This is a genomic window from Carboxylicivirga sediminis, assembly GCF_018156225.1.
GTDB lineage: Bacteria > Bacteroidota > Bacteroidia > Bacteroidales > Marinilabiliaceae > Carboxylicivirga > Carboxylicivirga sediminis.
This window is the reverse complement of record NZ_JAGTAR010000049.1, coordinates 13,873-34,125: the sequence shown is the minus strand read 5'-3', so window position 1 is coordinate 34,125 and position 20,253 is coordinate 13,873. Positions and strand designations below refer to the sequence as shown.

Annotated in this window: 16 protein-coding genes; 1 reads left to right on the top strand and 15 read right to left on the bottom strand. The window is 43.6% G+C overall.

The window, feature by feature from the left end; genetic code table 11:
* From KDU71_RS21270 to KDU71_RS21215, 12 genes are all read right to left on the bottom strand, one after another.
* Window positions 1-502, bottom strand: a 502-nt coding sequence (locus KDU71_RS21270) for a phage integrase N-terminal SAM-like domain-containing protein (RefSeq protein WP_212193139.1), incomplete at its 3' end; no start/stop codon positions are given.
* A 162-nt stretch (window positions 503-664) separates the two neighbouring features.
* Window positions 665-901: a hypothetical protein gene (locus KDU71_RS21265; RefSeq protein ID WP_212193138.1), complete on the bottom strand. Its 237-nt coding sequence runs from the start codon at window positions 899-901 to the stop codon at window positions 665-667.
* 143 nt (window positions 902-1,044) lie between these two features.
* Window positions 1,045-1,698, bottom strand: coding sequence for a DUF6261 family protein (locus KDU71_RS21260; protein WP_212193137.1), 654 nt, complete (start codon window positions 1,696-1,698; stop codon window positions 1,045-1,047).
* A gap of 999 nt (window positions 1,699-2,697) precedes the next feature.
* Window positions 2,698-3,399, bottom strand: a complete 702-nt coding sequence (locus KDU71_RS21255) for a porin family protein (RefSeq protein WP_212193136.1) — start codon at window positions 3,397-3,399, stop codon at window positions 2,698-2,700.
* 86 nt (window positions 3,400-3,485) lie between these two features.
* A complete protein-coding gene (locus KDU71_RS21250) occupies window positions 3,486-3,950 on the bottom strand; it encodes a hypothetical protein (RefSeq protein WP_212193135.1) in 465 nt (154 codons plus the stop codon).
* Window positions 3,951-3,961: 11 nt separating this feature from the next.
* On the bottom strand, window positions 3,962-5,389 hold the full coding sequence (locus KDU71_RS21245) for a DUF1214 domain-containing protein (protein WP_212193134.1): 1,428 nt from the start codon (window positions 5,387-5,389) through the stop codon (window positions 3,962-3,964).
* Window positions 5,390-5,573: 184 nt separating this feature from the next.
* Window positions 5,574-7,967 carry a sulfatase-like hydrolase/transferase gene (locus KDU71_RS21240; RefSeq protein WP_212193133.1) on the bottom strand — a complete coding sequence of 798 codons (2,394 nt, stop codon included), beginning with the start codon at window positions 7,965-7,967 and terminating at the stop codon, window positions 5,574-5,576.
* Between the two features lie 479 nt (window positions 7,968-8,446).
* Window positions 8,447-9,028 (bottom strand): TetR/AcrR family transcriptional regulator, encoded by a 582-nt coding sequence (locus KDU71_RS21235; protein ID WP_212193132.1) that lies wholly within the window; start codon window positions 9,026-9,028, stop codon window positions 8,447-8,449.
* A gap of 360 nt (window positions 9,029-9,388) precedes the next feature.
* Window positions 9,389-12,253, bottom strand: coding sequence for an excinuclease ABC subunit UvrA (gene uvrA, locus KDU71_RS21230; protein WP_212193131.1), 2,865 nt, complete (start codon window positions 12,251-12,253; stop codon window positions 9,389-9,391).
* 372 nt (window positions 12,254-12,625) lie between these two features.
* A complete protein-coding gene (locus KDU71_RS21225; RefSeq protein WP_212193130.1) occupies window positions 12,626-13,609 on the bottom strand; it encodes a lytic transglycosylase domain-containing protein in 984 nt (327 codons plus the stop codon).
* A gap of 200 nt (window positions 13,610-13,809) precedes the next feature.
* A complete protein-coding gene (locus KDU71_RS21220) occupies window positions 13,810-15,207 on the bottom strand; it encodes a peptidoglycan DD-metalloendopeptidase family protein (protein ID WP_212193129.1) in 1,398 nt (465 codons plus the stop codon).
* On the bottom strand, window positions 15,204-15,578 hold the full coding sequence (locus KDU71_RS21215) for a BlaI/MecI/CopY family transcriptional regulator (RefSeq protein WP_244828635.1): 375 nt from the start codon (window positions 15,576-15,578) through the stop codon (window positions 15,204-15,206). Before KDU71_RS21215 ends, KDU71_RS21220 begins: the two co-directional genes overlap by 4 nt.
* 171 nt (window positions 15,579-15,749) lie before the next feature.
* Here KDU71_RS21215 and KDU71_RS21210 point away from each other — a divergent pair, with 171 nt between their 5' ends.
* Window positions 15,750-18,401, top strand: a complete 2,652-nt coding sequence (locus KDU71_RS21210) for a PocR ligand-binding domain-containing protein (RefSeq protein WP_212193128.1) — start codon at window positions 15,750-15,752, stop codon at window positions 18,399-18,401.
* A 53-nt stretch (window positions 18,402-18,454) separates the two neighbouring features.
* On the opposite strand, the gene rsxA is transcribed toward KDU71_RS21210, so the two are convergent.
* The 3 genes from rsxA to KDU71_RS21195 are packed head-to-tail and all read right to left on the bottom strand — an operon-like array spanning window position 18,455 to window position 20,247.
* Window positions 18,455-19,027 carry an electron transport complex subunit RsxA gene (gene rsxA / locus KDU71_RS21205; RefSeq protein ID WP_212193127.1) on the bottom strand — a complete coding sequence of 191 codons (573 nt, stop codon included), beginning with the start codon at window positions 19,025-19,027 and terminating at the stop codon, window positions 18,455-18,457.
* Between the two features lie 3 nt (window positions 19,028-19,030).
* Window positions 19,031-19,618, bottom strand: coding sequence for an RnfABCDGE type electron transport complex subunit E (locus tag KDU71_RS21200; protein WP_212193126.1), 588 nt, complete (start codon window positions 19,616-19,618; stop codon window positions 19,031-19,033).
* Window positions 19,615-20,247, bottom strand: coding sequence for an RnfABCDGE type electron transport complex subunit G (locus KDU71_RS21195; RefSeq protein WP_212193125.1), 633 nt, complete (start codon window positions 20,245-20,247; stop codon window positions 19,615-19,617). Before KDU71_RS21195 ends, KDU71_RS21200 begins: the two co-directional genes overlap by 4 nt.
* Window positions 20,248-20,253 lie beyond the last annotated feature (6 nt).

Sequence of the window (20,253 nt, the reverse complement as noted above, 5' to 3'; positions counted from 1 at the left end):
GCTGGTTTTGTTGCGACGATGAGATATTATGCTCTTTAATAAGGCTTAGTATGTAAGCATTAATTCTTTCTTCGCTAATGGTATCTAATGGTTTGCCATTCATCGCATAAACAAAATCTTTAAAATAGGCTACATATGTTCTTTGGGTGCTCTCACTATAGCGCTTTTGTTCGAGCTTTTGGGCGTAGCCATGGGGTAGTTCAATTGTTTGACGATGAGCATATTTAGGTTTGGCTGGTGGCTGAAGAGTTGCTTCTGGTGCAGGCGTATTGTAAAGAGGAGCATAGTTAACGTAGGCTATAGGCTTAAGGTATTCAAATACGGTATTTAAATTAAAAAGCGCAGTTGCCTGATACCAGTATTGCTGAGTTTGGCTCCAGCGCATGTGCGGCAACTTTCTGATGTGTTCGATAAGTGTTTTGTCATATTCAAATCGAAAAGCCACAATAGCTTGATTTCGATGCGTGCATTTTTGCAGCGTAACTGTTGGTTTGGTGGACATGGCTCTGTTGCTTTAATAACTTTATGTAATATACCACATAAAAACAAAAATAGCCTCACTCACATGTATAATTAGGCTGGAATGTGAGGTAATGCAGTTGTGTTTAAATTTCATTGCTTTACACACTTTAATGAACAGCCTTTAATCGGCTAGCTGGGGATTCTACAAATACTTGCGCATGGCTACAGCGGTGTTTTGCAGCTTTGTAATGGCTTGCGCATGGCTACAGCAGCGTTTTGCAAACTTGTAATAGCCTGCGCATGGGTGCAGCATGGTTTTGCAGCTTTGTAATGGCTTGCGCATGGCTGCAGCAGCGTTTTGCAGGCTTGTAATGGCTTGTGCATGGCTACAGCGGTGTTTTGCAGCTTTGTAATGATTTGCGCATGGCTGCAGTAACATATTGCAGGGTCTCTAATAAATAAAAGAGTCTTTTGGGGTACGTGAACCCAAGGCTCTTTTCGATATTAAATCGGTATAAAAACAATGCCCAAAGCATTGCTTCAGGCATTGGCTAATTAGCTTTCGGGAGTAATGTTAATAGATTAGTTGACTGAATTAATCAGGAACTCCAGTTCCTGGTAGGCATCAATGATGGCTTGGTTGTTACCTATTTTAGCATAAGCAAACATAAGGGTGTACAGGTTTTGCAAGTCCTCAGCCAGCTGAGGTGCCACATAACTGGCTGCACTGGTGCCCGATAATTTGACATTGCCTTCAATAAAGGCCTCATGACCTGCTTTAAAAGCCAGGTTGGCATTGCTGATAGGCTCCAGCCAGCGGTGTACAAAAGGGAGTACTTCAGCTGATAGACCTAGCTTTGAGATTTCCTCAAGCAGGTTATCAATGGCTGCTGTTTGCTCGTTATACGACATGCGTGTAATGCCAGTATATTTATTGGCTATGTTAATCAGTGTGGAGGCTGTTTTAGCCGTTGCACTATCATGCGGAAAGTGAGATTCAGCCTTAATGCTAAGCATAAGACCGTAGAGCAGTCGGTCGCGTTTGTTGTCTAGTTCGGCTTTAGGTACGCCGGTTGATGTATCCTTTTGCATACCTTTCTTAAAGGAATTTAATGAGTTGGCAGCTTTGTCAACGGCTGTTGTTACTTCATTGAAAGCACTGCAAATGCGAATTGAATTTTCCCCAACGGTTTGTAGTTCTTGATTCTTCAAACGGGGTAGGTTAATTAATTCCATGTTTTGTCTTTTTTTTTTATGGTTAACTCCCAAATACTACTGTTAAAGATATGTATAAAATAGATATATACAACGTATTGTTTATAAAAAAGTAGTGTAACTAGTTGTATGTGTTGCTACAAGCTATGTGGTATCAGCTATTGGGCGCTTTTCTGTTTGTTAGAATGGTGAAATTATTGTGTAAAGTTGCCAGCGATTGTCTCTACCGATCGCATCTATATTGGCACCTTGACTATAAAGATGCGATTCTAATGATTCTTCTTTTGCACACCGTGCACTAACTCCGAACATAAAAATCGCTGCGCCTCAGCGTCTCTGTGTTTAAAGTTTACAGTTATGTGCACCATGCACTGGGCACCATGTACTGGCTGCGGACTTCGGACTTTTTAAAATCAGGCTCGCATCGTTTAGGGTATAGGGTATAGGGTTTAGGGTGTAGGAGTTGATGCTCAGGCTCGCATCTTAATCGAAAGGCTGCTAAAAAAGCTGCCATCCTTTTGTATACCGTTCACTAACTCCGAACATAAAAACCTCTGCGCCTCTGCGTCTCTGCGTTTAAAGTTTTACAGTTATGTGCACCATGCACTAATCTTCGGACTTCGGACTTTTTTAAATCAGGCTCGCATCTTAATAGAAAGTCTGCTAAAAAAAAGCTGCCATCCTTTTGTATACCATGCACTAACTCCGAACATAAAAACCTCTGCGCCTCTGCGTCTCTGCGTTTAAAGTTTTACGGTAATGTGCACCATGCACTAATCTTCGGACTTCGAACTTTTTTAAATCAAGCTCGCATCGTTTAGGGTATAGGGTTTAGGGTTTAGGAGTTGATGCTCGGGCTCGCATCTTAATAGAAAGTCTGCTAAAAAAAAGCTGCCATCCTTTTGGATACCATGCACTAACTCCGAACATAAAAATCGCTGCGCCCAGCGTCTCTGTGTTTAAAGTTTTACAGTTATGTGTACCATGCACTAACCTTCGAACTTCGGACTCACTTCTTTTTTAGCCCTCCGCCTTAGGCTGGCCAAATGGAATGATAACCCCCACATGTATCACCGAATGGTATTGTTTGGCCGCATCGGCTGCTTTTGAAATATTCATCAGGCTATTGAAATAACGGGCGGTGATGGTGATACCATTGGTTTGTTTAAGTTTTTGTGCAATGCCCACCGTCAATCCCACATCTATCTTTTTGTATTGGTCCGACACATCGGCTGTATAGGATAAATCATCGTCATCAAACAGCGATACCGTAAACACATCTTCGGCTTTGGTGATGAGGCTGAACTGTGGCCCCAGCTCTAAGTAGGTGAGGTTAAAAAGCCGGTGACGAACCGTGATGGGCAGACTAAAACCAGCCATTTTGCGCTTGACGGTGGCCGTTTCAAGCACAGCATTCAAATCCTCATTGGGCGTGTCGTATACGGCAATGCCCTTACTGCCCATCGGGAAGGCATAGTACAACATGGGGTTGAGGTGCCAGCGCTCGTTAAACTTATACAGAAACGACATACCAATATTTAGTCCGGCATTGGGGCCTCGTGCATCCAGGTTGACGATAGTGGCGCGGTTAATGCCCACCGTTAAGCCAAATTCGAGCTGGTCGTTGGTGAGCTTATCGCCAAAAAACAGGGCAATTAATACCTGGGCACACAGGGTGTTGGCAAGCAGTATAAACAGGAGTAGCAGCAAGGGTTTTTTCATGATATTATGCTTTACAGATATGGGTGGTTTAAAATAAACCGGGTGGCTATTGCTTGATAGCTTACCCGGTTTATATCATTTATGGACTAATGGGTGTCGGGGAATGGCAGGCCACCCGCAATAGCCACGCGTATCTCACTCAAAATGTAAATTTCTACCTGGTGAAAGCGCATGGCTGTTACCGGGCCATTGCTTTTATTCACTTTTTTTACATAGGCGTTCAGTAATTTATCGTGTTGCTGTTTGATGGCCAATGTCTCCTTTAAAAAGTGAGCTGCCTGTTCATCCGTCAGGTCTTCGTACTTTTCGCTATAGGTCATCAGCAGTTCCAGGCGTTTTTGGCCTAACGCTTTTCGCTGGGTTTCATAGCTGTCGTATAGTGTCCAAAACGTGCTCATGTTTGCCTCATCGGGCTGCACCACTTCGGCCACCATGGCTTTTTTCTCCATGCCAAAAATGGATTGAATGTAATCCATCTCCTCTTTGGCCGACTGGGCCGATAATGCCGCACTAAATGCGGTGAGCATCAGTAGTAATAGGCTTGTTTTCATCGTTAATGGGTTTAAAGTTTTAGTGCTTTGGGGGCCTTCCAGGTTTTCATTTTATCCAGGTCAGGTGCATAAATCCTAAGTATTATATCTATACCTTCATCTTTTCGATTGATTGGCAACCAGTTTTCTGCAGGAACACCCTTGGGTTTTACTGCAGATACATAAATCTTTAATCCGCCATCAGCATCCGGTTTCATGCCTGCATTTTCGCCAACGCTATACTTTTTATAATCGTTTGGAATAAAGAAGCCGTTTTCTGTATCGTAAAGGGTTAGTGACCAAAATGCATTGGCAGGTGGCAGCTCCTCTTTGGTCATTTGAATTACATAGTCGTTTTGTGCATTCATGGGCGAGCCATCCATTGTTACTACTGGTGGATAGGTAGCCTCTTTTATAGGTAGCCCTATGGGGCCAACAACCGATTGAAGAAGCATTGGTTCAAGCGTCATATTTCCTTTGGTTTGAAAAAGCTTGGGTAACAACTCTTTTGTCATTTCCGGGTTGTTCATTTTGGCCAATTCTTCATTCTTAATCTTTACCGATATTTCACCAAATTTCTTCCCATCTATTTTTATAGCTTCACCTGGCTGGTAGGTCTTCCCCGGTTCAACTCCCAAAGGTTTGTAGGCATCCAGAATAGCTTTATCAAATTCATTATTTACGTCGAATGTTGTATGGTTAAATACAAACTGCATGACTTCTAATAGATTGTTTGCGAAAATATCGGCATCGCTTGCTCCATATTCAGGAAAAACAACTGGATCATCTGCTAGTTTTTCTTTTCCTGTAAACTCAGCCAGCGAAAGACCTTTTATAGAATTAATCTGATCGACAATTCGTTGATACTTTTCTGGTTCGTTGGCATGCGGCATCACCCTTAATACAAGGGATATAAAATCACCCGTCATTTCAAAAGTTTGATCAATTCCTTCAATGGGCTCGCCTTTATAATTTTCTGTTCGTTGGGTATAAAACAATACGGTAATGGGTTCTTTAAAGTCTCCACTTGTTGTGCTTAGGGGGACGTTTACGTAATGGTCGTAACCCGTAGCCATCAGTGAAACGTACTTAGAATCCATTGCAGGAAATTGAAAGACAGCCGCGTCTTTGCGTAAATCGAGCATTGCCGTTTGGTACAATACATCATTGTTTGGGCGGGCAATAGCTTTTACAGTATGGTCCAATAGTTTTGTATTCTTAAGGCCTTTATTATAGCCTCTTGTAGTCATTCCTGTTTCGGCTAGGGCGAATTTATTGTTGACATTGTACATCGCCACGTATTGGTACGAGCGTTTTACAATGTTTTCAATTTGCTCATCGGTTAGGACAGCAAAACCGTTTTCGTCGGTTTCAATAGTGGCCTTTTTGCCAGTGGTCGTATTACAGCATAGCATGGTAATTGCCAAAAGGAATACGAATAGAGTTTTAATTGTTTTCATGTGTATCATATTGCGTTGGTTATGTGGCAAATCAATGAGCTTTTATAAATTTGAAGATCATATATAATAACAAACCTAAGTGAGCAGATGTTGCTATTGATGAATAGGTCAGCACATCGTTTTGAATATGTGCTGACCCATTTTGTCATCGTCTAATAATTATCTGGTATCTGATGACTGCTCATCATTCAATGTCAAATACGACCTTATGCAACTGCCCTTCGGTGAACTTGAATTTGCCTAAATGCGCATACTCTTCATTGACCGGTAATCCTTCGTCACGACCAATATCAAAGGTTTCGTGGCCGGTAAATGCTGCATAAACCGTGGCTTTAATATCCATTTCACCCACTTTCTGGTCGTTGATAAAGAATTCAACCAACGACGGACCGTTTAGTTTAGCTTCTTTCATGGTATGCTTCAGGGTAATTTTTACATCGCCATGTGGTATTTTTACATTACCAGCAAAGTCGTGCCAGTAAAGGCCAAGGGTTGAATAGCTGTACCTAAGTTTACCATCCTTAATAAACAGTGTCTGGCCACCAATATGCTCACCTACAGCATAGATGACGCCTTGTGTTTTACTATTGGCCGTTATGTAAGCATTTATCTCGTAATTGGTTGATTTAATTTCAGGGCCAGCCAACTCGGGTACACGGTACACATTTGGTGTTAGTTCCCAATGTTTTTTAGCCGCTTTCTGTGGATTCGACTCGGGTTGCAATAATCTGCCAAGTGATCCCCCTACGGGGTAAACATCATATTTTTTAGCTTCTTCCCAGAATAGTTTTTCCAACTCTTTCACTTTCTCAGGATGTTGCTCGGCAATATTGTGCTGTTGTATAGGATCTTCATCAATATTGTATAATTCCCATTCCACATTCAATGGATCAAAGTTGGCCATGGCTGACGGATCAACAGACCAGGGCACGCGATAGGGTTTACCACAGATGGTCCACCCTTCGTGATATAAACCAACAAAGCCGGTCATTTCAAAGTATTGGGTCTGGTGGTTGGATGGGGCATCCGGATTATTCCAGGCATAGGAAAGTGATTTGCCGGGGTATGCTTTCTTTTTCTGACCGTTGACATAATCAGGTTCAGGAACACCCGTTACTTCCAATATGGTGGGAACAATATCTGTTACATTCTGAAATTGTCTGCGCCATTCACCTTTGGCCTTAATTGTTTTGGGATAGCGTATTGCTGTTGCCGACATGGTACCGCCAAAGTGAGAAGCCATCTGTTTGGTCCACTGAAAAGGAGTTGATGAGGCATAGGACCAGGCTACCGAATAGTGGTTAGCCATATGAGGGCCTCCCCATTCTTCCAAACCACCAAATTCTTCCAATTTTTCCAGTTGCTGCTCCATGGTCAATGGCGGAAAGGCATTTTGAAACAGGAGCTCAGAGAAGGTACCCGTAGGCGTGCCTTCTGCTGTGCAGCCGTTATCAGCTGTCAGGTAGATAACCAGGGTGTTATCCAGTTCGCCCATGGCTTCGATATGGTCCACCACACGGCCCACATGGTAATCTACATGCTCCATAAAGGCCGCATTGACTTCCATCTGGCGGGCCAGGTATTCTTTACCTTCCTCACTAAATGAGTCCCATTGGGGAATAGACTCCGGCCAATCCACCATCTGGGCATCTTCTGGCACCAGTCCCAGTTTCTTCTGGCGCTCCAGTTGCTGAGCCCGGTAAACATGCCATCCCTCGTCAAACTGGCCTTTATACTTATCGCGCCACTCTTTAGGCACTTGTATGGGGGCATGAACAGCGCCTGGTGTATAGTACATAAAGAAAGGAGCATCGCGTAAGCCTTTCCAGTTGTCGAGCCACCTAATAGCCTGATCGGCCATGCCGTGCGACAGGTGGAAGGTGGAGCCATCCACATTAGTTCTGGGTGTTTCAATGGCGGTAGTATTTTCGTACAATAGCGGATGAAACTGGTTGGTTTCGCCGCCCAAAAAGCCCCAGAAATATTCAAAGCCCCAGATGCCATTTGGCCAACTCTCGTATGGTCCGGCAGGCGAAGCTTCCTCCATGGGAGTATTGTGCCACTTACCAAAGGCAGCTGTTGCATAGCCGTTTTCGGTTAGTATTTTGGCGATGGATGGCGTGCTGTAGTCAATTTGTGAGTTGTAGCCCGGGTAGCCGGTGGCAAACTCTGAAATAATGCCTGTTCCAATCTGGTGAATGTTATAACCTGTTAATAATGAGCCTCGCGTGGGTGAGCATACAGCAGCTACAGACATATGGGTATAACGTATGCCTTCGTCACCAATGCGATCGAAGGTAGGTGTTTTCATGACCCCTCCAAATGAGGTTGAGTTCGAGTAGCCGGCATCATCCAGCATAACGATTAACACGTTGGGTGCCCCTTTGGGTGCCTGGGGCTGCCCAATAAAATCAGGGGTTGATTCGGCCAGGGTTTTGCCTTGCACACCCTTCCACTCTTTTTTAGGGTAGGGGATGGCATTGCCGGCATCCTGTGTAGAGCTCTTTTGCACCTGTGTGCAGGATACAATGGCGAAGAGCAGTATTAAGCCTGTAAATAGTAGAAATTTGTTTTTCATGTTAATTCGTTTAAAAGTTAGATAAGTTATTAATTGCTTGTTTGCTTTGAGAACCAGGTTCTGCCACGTATGCCAAACCGGTAGTTGAGAGAGAAAAGACCCGCTGTCCGGTCGCCCAAAAACTGTGCTTCGGTGTGTAGCGGTCAGAGGTAAATGATTCGCCATTTGGCACGCACTGACATGTTCCCGGAGTTATCTGTTTTATGAATGAAGAGCTAGTGTTAGTAGCCCCAATGTTTAAGCTCAATGAAATTTAGTCATCATAAGGAGCAAAAGAACTGGTACTTTCATAGTTTGTCTGGTTTAAGTCATCCTGTCCAAATAGTTCTTTATCAAAGTACGCAATAAGCTGAATGATTGATGTAGACCAAATAAACAGGGCTGTAAACAAAAGTACCAAATAGGCAGTATAGAAACTTAGACAGGGGTGTCAGGTTTTTGGCTAAGCAACTGTGAATGAAATCCCACCTTCTTGTTTTTTATTTCATTGTCCTATCAGGCACCTCAATATAGTAGGGGCTGACGCACAACCCTAAAGTATTTTCCATGATGTCAGTGGCCAGGTTAATCATCGATTCCACTGTGAATTGCTTCGCGTTTAGTCTGATATACCAGGCGTCTGTCAGAATATGATAGAATTGGATGATTTCCCTGTCTGTTTTATCCGTATCAAAAAGAGCTTTAATCAGCGGTAGTAGTATTTTAATGGAGGTTTCATTGGCATCTTTATATAATCTGTAAAATGCCTCTACATCACAGTGTATGAATAGCTGCTGGTGAAACATGATCCCATGCTTGTAATTAAACATGAGTTGATAAAGGTCTGGTATCAACTCTTTAACTTCGTTCTTTAAGTCTTTCTGGTACCGATGGATTTGATTCTTGTGGTACTGTAGAAGTTCAGAAATCAGGTGTTCTTTATCATCGAAATGATAATAGAAAGTGGCTCTGGGTAAATTTGTTTTTTTTGCCAGCGCTTTAAGGCTGAATTCGGGACCATAATGCGCAAACTCAATATAGGCAACTTCAAGCCATTGGCTGAATGTATCTTTGCTTTTCACTCGTGGATTTGTTTGGTTAATGCTAATATAAAACAGAATTACCACAAATGTGCTGTTATTCACCAAACTTTAGAAAAGAGGATGAAAAAATGTTCATTAATAGCGATTGCCGGCTACGGATTGCATCTTATTGGGTTTAGGGTTTAGGGTATAGGGTATAGGGTTTAGGGTTTAGGGTTTAGGAGTTGATGCTCGGGCTCGCATCTTAATAGAAAGTCTGCTAAAAAAGCTGCCATCCTTTTGTATACCGTTCACAAACTCCGAACATAAAAACCTCTGCGCCTCAGCGTCTCTGTGTTTAAGTTTTACAGTTATGTGCACCATGCACTAACTTCGGACTTCGTGCTGTGGACTTTCGGACTATTTTTTCAACTCCTCCTTCAAATACTTAGCCGTGTAACTCTTTTTGTTTTTAGCCACTTCTTCGGGAGTGCCTGAGCAGAGCAGTTGTCCGCCAAAGCGGCCGCCATCCGGACCGATATCAATCACATGGTCGGCCACCTTAATCACATCCAGGTTGTGCTCAATCACCACCACCGTATTGCCTTTGGCCACCAGGCGGTGCAGTACATCCAGCAGTACCCGTATGTCCTCAAAGTGCAGCCCGGTAGTTGGCTCATCCAGTATGTACATGGTTTGGCCTGTGTCGCGCTTAGCCAGTTCGGCCGCCAGCTTCACGCGCTGGCTCTCGCCACCCGACAGCGTTGTGGAAGGTTGTCCGAGTGTGATATAGCCCAGACCCACATCCTGCAGTGTCTTCAGTATTTTCGATAGCTTGGGGATGTGTTGGAAGAACTCAACTGACTGGTTAATGGTCATGTCCAGCACATCGCTGATGGATTTTCCTTTGTAGCGTACCTCGCAGGTTTCGCGGTTATATCGGCGGCCTCCACAGTCGGGGCATTCAACCATCACATCGGGTAAAAAGTTCATTTCAATGACCTGCACACCACCACCTTTGCAGGTTTCACAGCGCCCGCCTGCCACGTTAAACGAGAAACGGCCGGGTTTGTAGGCGCGTATCTTCGACTCGGGCAGTTCGGCAAACAGCTTGCGTATCTCATCAAATATCTTGGTATAAGTAGCCGGGTTGGAGCGCGGCGTGCGTCCCAGCGGCTTTTGGTCCACATCCACTACTTTGTCAATATGTTCCAGTCCCTCCACCGATTTAAATGGCAGCGGGTCTTTCACCGCCTTGTAAAAATGCTGGTTGAGGATGGGGTAGAGGGTTTCGTTAACCAGTGTTGATTTGCCACTGCCCGAAACGCCGGTGACGCAAATGAGCTTACCCAGCGGAAAGTTCACATTCACACCCTGCAGGTTATGTCCGGTGGCCCCTTTTATGGATAGCACTTTGCCGTTGCCATCGCGTCGATCTTTAGGTACGGCAATCTTTTTTCTGCCGGTCAGGTAATCGGCCGTCAGCGAGTTGCTTTGCAGCAGCTGCATGGGTGTGCCATGTGCCACCACTTCGCCACCATGGCGCCCGGCGTGCGGGCCCATATCCACCACGTAGTCGGCGGCCATCATCATGTCGTGGTCATGCTCCACCACCAGCACGCTGTTGCCCGTATCGCGCAGTTGACAAAGCGAGTCAATGAGGCGGTGGTTATCGCGCTGATGCAGGCCAATGCTGGGCTCATCCAGTATGTACAGCACGTTCACCAGTTGTGAGCCTATCTGTGTGGCCAGGCGTATGCGCTGGCTCTCACCACCCGAAAGCGTCATGGCGCTGCGGTTGAGCGACAGGTATTCGAGTCCCACGTTGATTAAAAAGCCCAGGCGGTTACGTATCTCTTTCAGTACCTCATAGCCAATGGCCTTCTGCTTATCGGTCATGCGGTCTTCCAGGCCCTGAAACCATTCGTGCAGCAGTCCCAGATCCATCTCGGCCAGTTGGGCAATGTTTTTCTGGTCAATCTTAAAATGCAGTGCTTCCTTGTTAAGGCGCTGTCCGCCACACTCGGTACACTGTGTGTTTTTGATAAACTGGTTGGCCCATTTGCGGGCTTTCATCGAGGTGTCGTTGTCCTGTTGCTCCAGTATGTATTTAATCACCCCCTCAAAACTGAGGTAATAGTTCGATGATGAACCTAGGGGGGTGTTTTTCAGTGTCAGCGGTTCGCTCGAACCGTGTAAGATGATGTCGATGGCCTCTTCGGGGATGTTCTTAATAGCCGTATTAACCGTAAAACCATACTTTTCGCCAATAGCCTCAATCTGCCAGAATATCAGGCTGTTTTTGTACTTGCCAAGGGGTGCAATACCTCCTTTTTTGATGGTCAGACTGGCATCGGGCACAATCTTATCAAAATCCACTTCATCAACGGTGCCCAGTCCTTTGCATTTCGGGCAGGCACCCTGTGGTGAGTTGAATGAGAAGGAGTGAGGTGCCGGTTCGTTATAAGATATGCCCGAGCTGGGGCACATCAGCTGACGGCTGTAGAAGCGCTGTTCGTCGGTGTCTTTATCAATCAGCATCATAATGCCTTTGCCATGTTGCATAGCCAGGCGGATGCTCTCTTTCAGTCGTTTGGTATCTTTTTGTGAGACGGCAAAGCGATCGACCACCATCTCAATGAAATGTGTTTTGTAGCGGTCCACCTTCATGCCATGCACCACTTCCTGTATCTCGCCATCGATGCGCACGTGCAAGAAGCCTTTTTTGCGTATCTGCTCAAACAGCTCTTTGTAATGCCCTTTACGTCCTTTTACCAGTGGGGCGGCAATGTACACTTTGCGCCCTTCAAACTGTTCAAGTATCAGGTTGAGGATCTGTTCATCGGTGTATTTCACCATTTTTTCGCCCGTTTTGTAGGAGAAAGCTTCGCCGGCACGGGCGTAGAACAGGCGCAGAAAGTCGTAAATCTCAGTGATGGTGCCTACTGTTGAGCGCGGATTTTTACCGGTGGTTTTCTGCTCAATGGAAATCACGGGGCTCAGCCCGGTTATCTTATCCACATCCGGACGCTCCATATTGCCCAGAAACTGTCGGGCATAGGCCGAAAATGTTTCGATGTAGCGCCGCTGTCCTTCGGCATAGATAGTGTCAAAGGCCAGTGATGATTTACCACTGCCACTTAGGCCGGTGACTACCACCAGCTTGTTGCGTGGTATACTGACATCTATATTCTGAAGGTTGTGTACGCGGGCGCCGTACACATCTATTTTCTCCGTTTCGTCAATTTGCTCGATGGCAGGTACAGTACTTTCTTTCACTTTCATCAACTTATGAACACACAAAGATAGTTATTAGTTCGTAGTTAGTGCGCAGTGCTTAGTGCAAGGTGGGTAAATGGTGGAGCTGCAAATCGCTAGCTTCTGGCAGCTAATGTCAAGTCATTCATTGTAATTCGGGTGTTGTGTGAAATACTTAAATTGTAAAACCCCGCCGGGGTTGTGATTTTTTTTTAGCAATTAGATCTATAAATATTTGACACCGCTGGTGTCATGCTTGCAATAAGAGGATGCCAGCGGCATCCCATATTTATAGAAATATTTACGTTACATTCATCGACCCCAGAGCGGGTCGGATATAATAGAATTAAAACATTACCCGACACTTGACTGGACACCAGTCTCTAGTAGCTAATTTAGCTATTTATTTACAGTGCTATCTGCTTCTGCTTTTATCGGTTTATTCAGATATTGTTTCGAGCTTTTAGGTAGCTTGATGGTGTAAGCTTTTTTGCTACTGTTGGTCAGGTAAGCCTCACGTAACCATGGATTTAGATTTTTCAGCTCTTTGTAGCTGGTACCGTATTGTTTTGCAAAGTCGGCAAAATCGGCCACTTTGGTGTTAACTTCAAAATCAATGCTTTCAATTACCGGATACAAGTCTTCTTCCTTCACAAAAAAACCATATTTCTCGGCATTGTTAAGTATTTCCTTGGCCGCCAGTATGCGGAACACGTAGCGCCCTGTTTCCTCGCCCAGGAGCAGGTCGTAATAGCTGTCTGTTTTTTGGCGCGATAGCTGTCTGTTAACACCTGTGCGTCCGGCATTATAGGCGGCTGCGGCCAACGTCCAGCTGCCATAGTGGTCATGCATTTTTTTAATGTATTTGCAGGCGGCTACAGTCGATTTTTCTATGTGATAGCGTTCGTCAACTTCCGGATTCACTTCCAGGCCATACTCACGGGCGGTGGCACGCATAAATTGCCACAAACCCACAGCACCGGCAGGTGACTGAGCCCTTGGAATAAAGCTGCTTTCAATCAACGACAGGTATTTAAAGTCATCGGGCACACCCTGCTCGGCCAGTATAGGCTCTATAATGGGGAAGTAGCGATTGGCTCTTTTAATGAATAGTATGGTTTGCGACTGCCAGTAGGTATTCACCAGTAATTCACGGTCGAAGCTTTCTTTAATATCATAACGTTGAATGGGTACCTCCTCTCCGGCAAAGTTCAGTGATGCAGGAATATCGAGGGATGAGATAGCATAACTACTTTCTGATGATTCATTATTGGAAATTGATTCGGCTGGCTCAGATGATTGAATAAACAATTGCGAAACCAGCACCACTGCAATAACAGCGGCCGATATAGATAGTAGTTTTGTAAAGAAATTTGTTTTCATAGCCTCTCCCGTTTTCAACATTTTCATTAAAGGACACCAAAAATAATTTTCTGGTTAAACAAACCAAAAAACGTGCCGCATTACTTATCAACACTACGAATTTTTTAACATGTGTGGTAGGTAGTAGTACTACGCTGGTAATTAAAAAATGTTTGTTCCTTTTGGTAAAAAAAAGAAGAGCCATGCGGCTCCTCTTACTATCACTGCTTTATTACAGACTCAGGGTCAATAAAGTGCCCGTCTTTTTTAATCTCCATATGCAGGTGCGGACCGGTTGACAGGCCACTGCTCCCCAATAAACCAATCACATCACCCTGTTTAACTTTTTGGCCTTCCTTCACTTTATAGGCATTTAGCTGCGAGTAGAGTGAGGAGTAGCCATTTTCGTGATCAACTATTACAAAGCGGCCATAGCCTTTCCCTTCCACAAAATCGTGGTTGACTTTCCGCACCACACCATCGCCTATTGCTAAAACATTGGTGTTTAGTTCGGCCACATAATCCACGCCATTGTGCATCATCTTTTTCTTTGAGATGGGATGAACGCGCATGCCATAGCCCGACGATGTTTTAATTAGATCCTTTGAGGCGATAGGAGCGATGAATTGTTTGTCTGGTTTTGAATCATCTTCCAATAAAACGGCCTCTACCTGGTGTGGCGGAGTAATAGGTGTAAGATGATTTGTTCTCAGTTGTTCTTTTATTGCTGGTGATGTATTTATTTCAACATTAGATGCTAAAACAATTAGCAAACCTAGTGTTATAGGTAGCAATAAAAGGCTTCTCTTTATGGGATGTGATTTATAATTTGCCATTTTTATTCGTTTTTTGATGAGTTTATAACTGAAAGGACTCATCAGAGGCGAATAGCTGCAGGCGGATGATTGCTGTAATACCAGACCAAAGTACTCACCTTGGTCAATGTGTTTGGTTGCATCTGCATCAGCCTGAAATTCATGTACCTCTTCCAGTGCCTTTCGATAAAAGTATAAGAATGGGTTCATCCAAAAGGCAATCAGTAAAAGCTCCATTATCATTCGGTCGATTGAATGCCAATGCTTCAAATGACTTAGTTCATGGTTGATAATTTTACTGCCATTGGGTGAATGCCAAACAGCGTGGGAAATAAAGATGTAACGAAAGAAAGAAAAGGTGTAGTGCTGGTTAAATAGCACCAGCGTGAATTGAGGTTCTTTTATTGTTTCATTAGCATAAATGGTTTTGCGAAGTTGAATAATGTTTTTGAGAAATCTGAACAAGAAAGCAAGAGAAACCAGTGCAATGGGCAGAAGCCACCAGTTTATGTAGCTGGTCGCTTTGTTGATGCTTTCTATCACTGCAACAGGTGGTTCTTCAGTAAATTCAAACTGGTTGATGGTATTTTGAATGGTGCTGATAAGCGCCAGTGGCTGTGAAGCGTGGTGCTCAATTTTAATGCTCACCAAAGGATACAAATAGGCGAAAGCCACACTGCTCAATAAGTAAAAGCGACTTAAGGAAAAGAATGATTCTTTTCTGAGAAAAGCATGATAAAACAGGTAGAAGATACCAGATACCAGCGTGCTTTTCAGCAGATATAGTCCAAATGCTTCCATCATTTTTTCTTTTCTGATATTTGTTCGTCAATCAAGGCCTTTAGCTCTTCTAATTCAGAAACTGATAGGTTACTCTCTTTAGTAAAGAAAGAGGCAAACTGCCCCGGTGAATTATCGAAAAAGTTCTGAACAAGATTACTTACATGCTTTTTGCTGTAGGCACTTTTCTTGATGAGTGGATAGTACTCATTGACCTTGCCATAGCTATTGTATGCAATCGCCTTCTTCTTTACCAGTACACGCACTACCGTTGATACAGTGGTATAAGCTGGCTTAGGTTCAGGGTATTGCTCAATTATATCCTTCAAAAATCCTTTCTCAATGTTCCACAGGTAGTGCATCACCTGTTCTTCTGCTTTCGTTAATTCAATCATTTCCCAAAATGTTTGCAACAAATATACGACTATAAATATAGTTACAAAATTATTTAGATAGTTTTATGACTATAAAAATAGTAATAGGTGTAAATACAGATACCGATAGGGGATTTCAATGGCGCATTGTCTGGCTTAATTGTTGTGAATCATCAAAACATTAAGTACTTTATGCCTTGGATTTCATATTTGATCATGAATAATAGTTTCCAGGATATCGAACAAATCGTTAATGTAGCATTGGAGCCACTGGTGGCCTTTGAAAAGCCCGGTTATGAAGCCTCCCTTCTAAATAACAAAGCAAGGGATTTATTCATCCTGCATCAAGACACGGCCTATTCCTTACGAGATTTTTGCTCGCGGGCTGACCTGTTTAACGAGCGTGCTGCTATTAACCTGTTTGATAGTCTTAAAGCGGAAACCCAGCAGATTGTGGACTGGCCGGTACGGTTGGGAGCCATCAAGTGGCTATCAGCTTGTATTCAGCTGGTGCAATCTGATTCGAAAGAGTATGTGATGGTGGCCTTCAGAGACAATACCAGGGCTAAAGAAAGTCTTCTGAAACTGGATAATATGATTGCTTACCGGGAGATGCTCGATAAGCTGCTGGCCTACAATATCAACATCAATATTGAAGAGATTCCGCGTATTATTGACCAATCACTGGAGATGGTAGGTAACTACTTTCATTGCGACAGGAGTTATGTCTTTGAATACAGTGAAGATTTAAAGTTCAAGAGCAATATTAATGAATGGTGTGCACCGGGAATAGAACCATACATTGAGCAGTTACAGAATCTGCCAATTAATTCTTTTCCTTATCTGAAAACAAAGCTACTTAACATGGAAGTGGTTTGTTTGGATGATATAAATGATTTACCCAATGAAGCTTACGAAGAGCGTGATGAGTTTGCCAAAGAAGGTATCCAATCGATCTTACTTATTCCTTTTAGCGAGGGAGATAAGCCATTGGGGTTTGTTGGCCTCGACCATGTTAATATGCGCAAAAACTGGTCGGTTAGCGAGGTGTCGAACCTCAAACTGCTTGCTCGTACATTTGCAAACTTCCTGGTCAGGGTAAGAAGCGAAAAGCAAATAGAAGCGCACCGTTATATGTATAAGACGCTTTTTGAAGCAGCTAACGATGGAATTATCATTTATAAAAATGGTGTTTGTATTGATGCCAATTATAAAGCCGTAAGTGAATTGCGTTGCGAATTGGATTACCTCAAAGGTAAATCAATTGTAGAAATATCGGCCCTTAACCAGTTGGATAGTAAATCACCAACGTATGCCAATGTATATATTAAGGAGGCTGAAATGGGGTTTCCGCAAAGTTTTGAGTGGCGCATTCGTCGGCACGATGGGACTGAGTTTGACGCTAAAATCAGCCTCAACAGTTTTCGGTTGAATAATGACCGGATGGTGATAGCTATTATAACGGATGTGAGTGATTATAAGCAAACCATGAATGCGTTAATAAGCTATCAGCATCAACTGAAGAAGGAAATAGATACAATTGTTAAGCCAGTTGAAGATAGTAGTCAGCTAGGCATATTGCAGGTGTTTGACTTAGAGCAATTGCAAAAGATGCAGGATGCCTTTTCGTTTGCCACAGGCATATCTTCACTCATTACCGATACAGAGGGGCGTGCTATTACCAAGGTGTCTTTCTCTAATAAAGTATGTACCAAAGTCCGGTCAACCCCCAAAGGTTTGAGCATGTGTATGCAAAGTGGGAAAAGGCTGGGCGAGATGGCTAAAGAGTTACAGAAGCCTGTTTCCAGCCCTTGCCTATCATGCGGTTTTGTAGATGCGGCAGCACCCATTATAGTGGACGGATACCATATAGGCAACTGGTTAATCGGGCAGGTGCGCCCCGATGATTTAGATGAAGCACATCTGCTGGAATATACACGTTCGCTCGGTTTTAAAGATGAAGACATCTTACCCGAATTTGTTGAGCTGGTCAAAGTGGCGCCTGACCATTTTCAAAAGATATTAAATCTGCTTAATGTTTTATCCATTGAGCTGTCAACAATGGGGTATAAAAACCTGAAACTGGCCAAAACAATACATCAGCATGTGGCCCTGGAGAAAGAGTTGCGTGAAGCCAAACAAAATGCAGAAGAGAGTGACAGGCTTAAGTCTGCTTTTCTGGCTAACTTGTCTCATGAGATACGGACGCCCATGAATGGCATTGTAGGATTCTCCGAGTTATTGCAGTATGAAGGGCTCACGCCCGATGACCGCCGCGAGTATGTGCGCTTAATTCATCAAAGCTCAAGTCAGTTGCTGAGTATTATCAACGATATCATTGATATTTCCAAGATTGAGTCGGGGCAGATTGACGTGCATGCAGGTTATACAGATATGGTTAAGCTGGGAGATGATTTACATGCGTTCTTTATCGATGTTGCCACTTCTAAAGGCATAGACTTGGTGTTTGAGCATGATAATCACAACGAATTTGAAATATTCACAGACGAGGTGAAACTGCGTCAGGTACTGACGAACCTGGTCTCAAATGCCATTAAGTTTACATCCACCGGGAGTGTTCAGTTTGGTTTCAAGGTGCTTAAAGCAAATGATTTGGAGGTGTATGTTCAGGATTCGGGTATTGGCATAGATACCGAGGATATTGATTTTATTTTTGAGCGTTTCTGGCAAGCTAAAGACTCTGATGTTAAAAAAGGAGGAACAGGCCTGGGACTTGCTATTACCAAGGCGTATGTCGAATTACTGGGAGGTCACATACACGTTGAGTCGGAGCGCGACAAAGGCACCCGCTTTAGTTTTGTCATACCGCGTGAGCTGAAATGAAAAAAGAGAAGTCCATCACGAACTTCTCTTTCATATCTTGAATTGACTTATGCTTAAACAATACCTGCAAAGCCCATAAAGGCTAGTGCCAACAGGCCAGCAACAACCAATGCAATTGGTGTACCTTTCATCCCTTTCGGAATATCCATCAGGTCAAGTTGCTCGCGAATACCGGCAAATGTGATCAGTGCTAAACCAAAACCAATGGCGTTAGCAATGGCAAATACCACCGACTCAACAATGTTGAAGTCTTTTTGAATGGTCATAATGGCCACACCCAAAATAGCACAGTTAGTGGTAATCAATGGCAAAAACACTCCCAATGCCTGATATAACGGTGGACTTACTTTCTTTAAGATAATCTCAACCAGCTGTACCAGTGAAGCAATTACCAGAATAAACGAGATGGTTTGCAGGTAGCCTACGCCAAATGGCTCCAAAACAGCTTTCTGTAAGAAGAACGTAACGATAGTGGCAATCACCATTACAAAAGTAACGGCACCAGTCATACCAATACCGGTAGAAATCTTTTTAGAAACACCCAAGAATGGACAGATACCTAAAAACTGGCTTAATACAATGTTGTTAACAAAGATGGCCGAAATAACAATTAATACATATTCCATAGCTTATGCCTCCTTTTTAACCTGGTTAATAAATGCGATGAGGTAACCTAAAGCGATAAATGCACCAGGTGCCAATACGAATACTAACATACCGTAATCTTCAGGGTAGATGATGGTGCCAAATAGTTTACCACTACCCAGTAATTCGCGGATAGAACCCAGCATGGTTAATGCCATTGAGAATCCAAGTCCCATACCCAATCCGTCGATGACAGATGAGCCCAGATTGTTTTTTGAAGCAAAAGCTTCGGCACGACCTAACACCAGGCAGTTAACCACAATAAGCGGAATAAATAATCCTAATGAATCAAATAGGGCAGGAACGTAGGCCTGCATGGTCATCTCTACAATGGTTACAAATGTTGCGATTACCACAATGAATGAAGGGATGCGCACCTTATCAGGTATAAAGTTTTTGATTAAGGCAACCACCAGGTTTGACATAACCAATACAAATGTGGTGGCCAAGCCCATTCCTAAACCGTCAATGGCGGAAGAGGTTACCCCAAGGGTTGGACACATTCCCAAGAGAAGCGTAAATACTGCATTCTCTTTAAAAAAGCCTTTTGAAAAATTATTCCACTGGTTCATTCTGCACCTCCTTCCTCAGTTGAGGTATTTGTTACAGCCGGCTGGCTGCTTTGGTTTTCTGTATAAGTATCGAATGCCACACGGATAGCATCTAAAAATGCGCGAGAGCTTATGGTGGCGGCTGTAATGGCATCTACTTCACCGCCATCTTTACTAACGGTTAAGTTGTTTTTCTTTGGGTGTTTGCCCAGGATGCTCTGATTACCTTTGTCGGTTTTAAACCAGTCGGCCATTTTAGTACCTAGTCCGGGTGTTTCTTTATGCTCAAGCACCTGGTAATTAATAATAGTACCATCTGGCTTTAAGCCAACCATTACTTTTACATTTCCACTAAAACCTTTATTGGTCTGTGTTTCAATAGCAACTCCAATTAGTTCGCCATCTTTTTTAGCCGGAAACAGCTTAAGAGCTAAACCTTCTTTAGAGGTTAGTTCATACATTTCATCGCCCGGGTTGTTGGTAAAACCCGGCACAACTTCTTTTATTGCAGCTTGCTGCTTGGCAGCTTTAGCCGCGGCTATTGGTCCTTTGGTGAGCTCATACATAAAGCCCAGCGACGCCCCTGCCACACATGTGATGACCAGCAGGGTTAAAACCATATTTTTTAGCGTTGATTCTGTTTTTGCCATGATTAT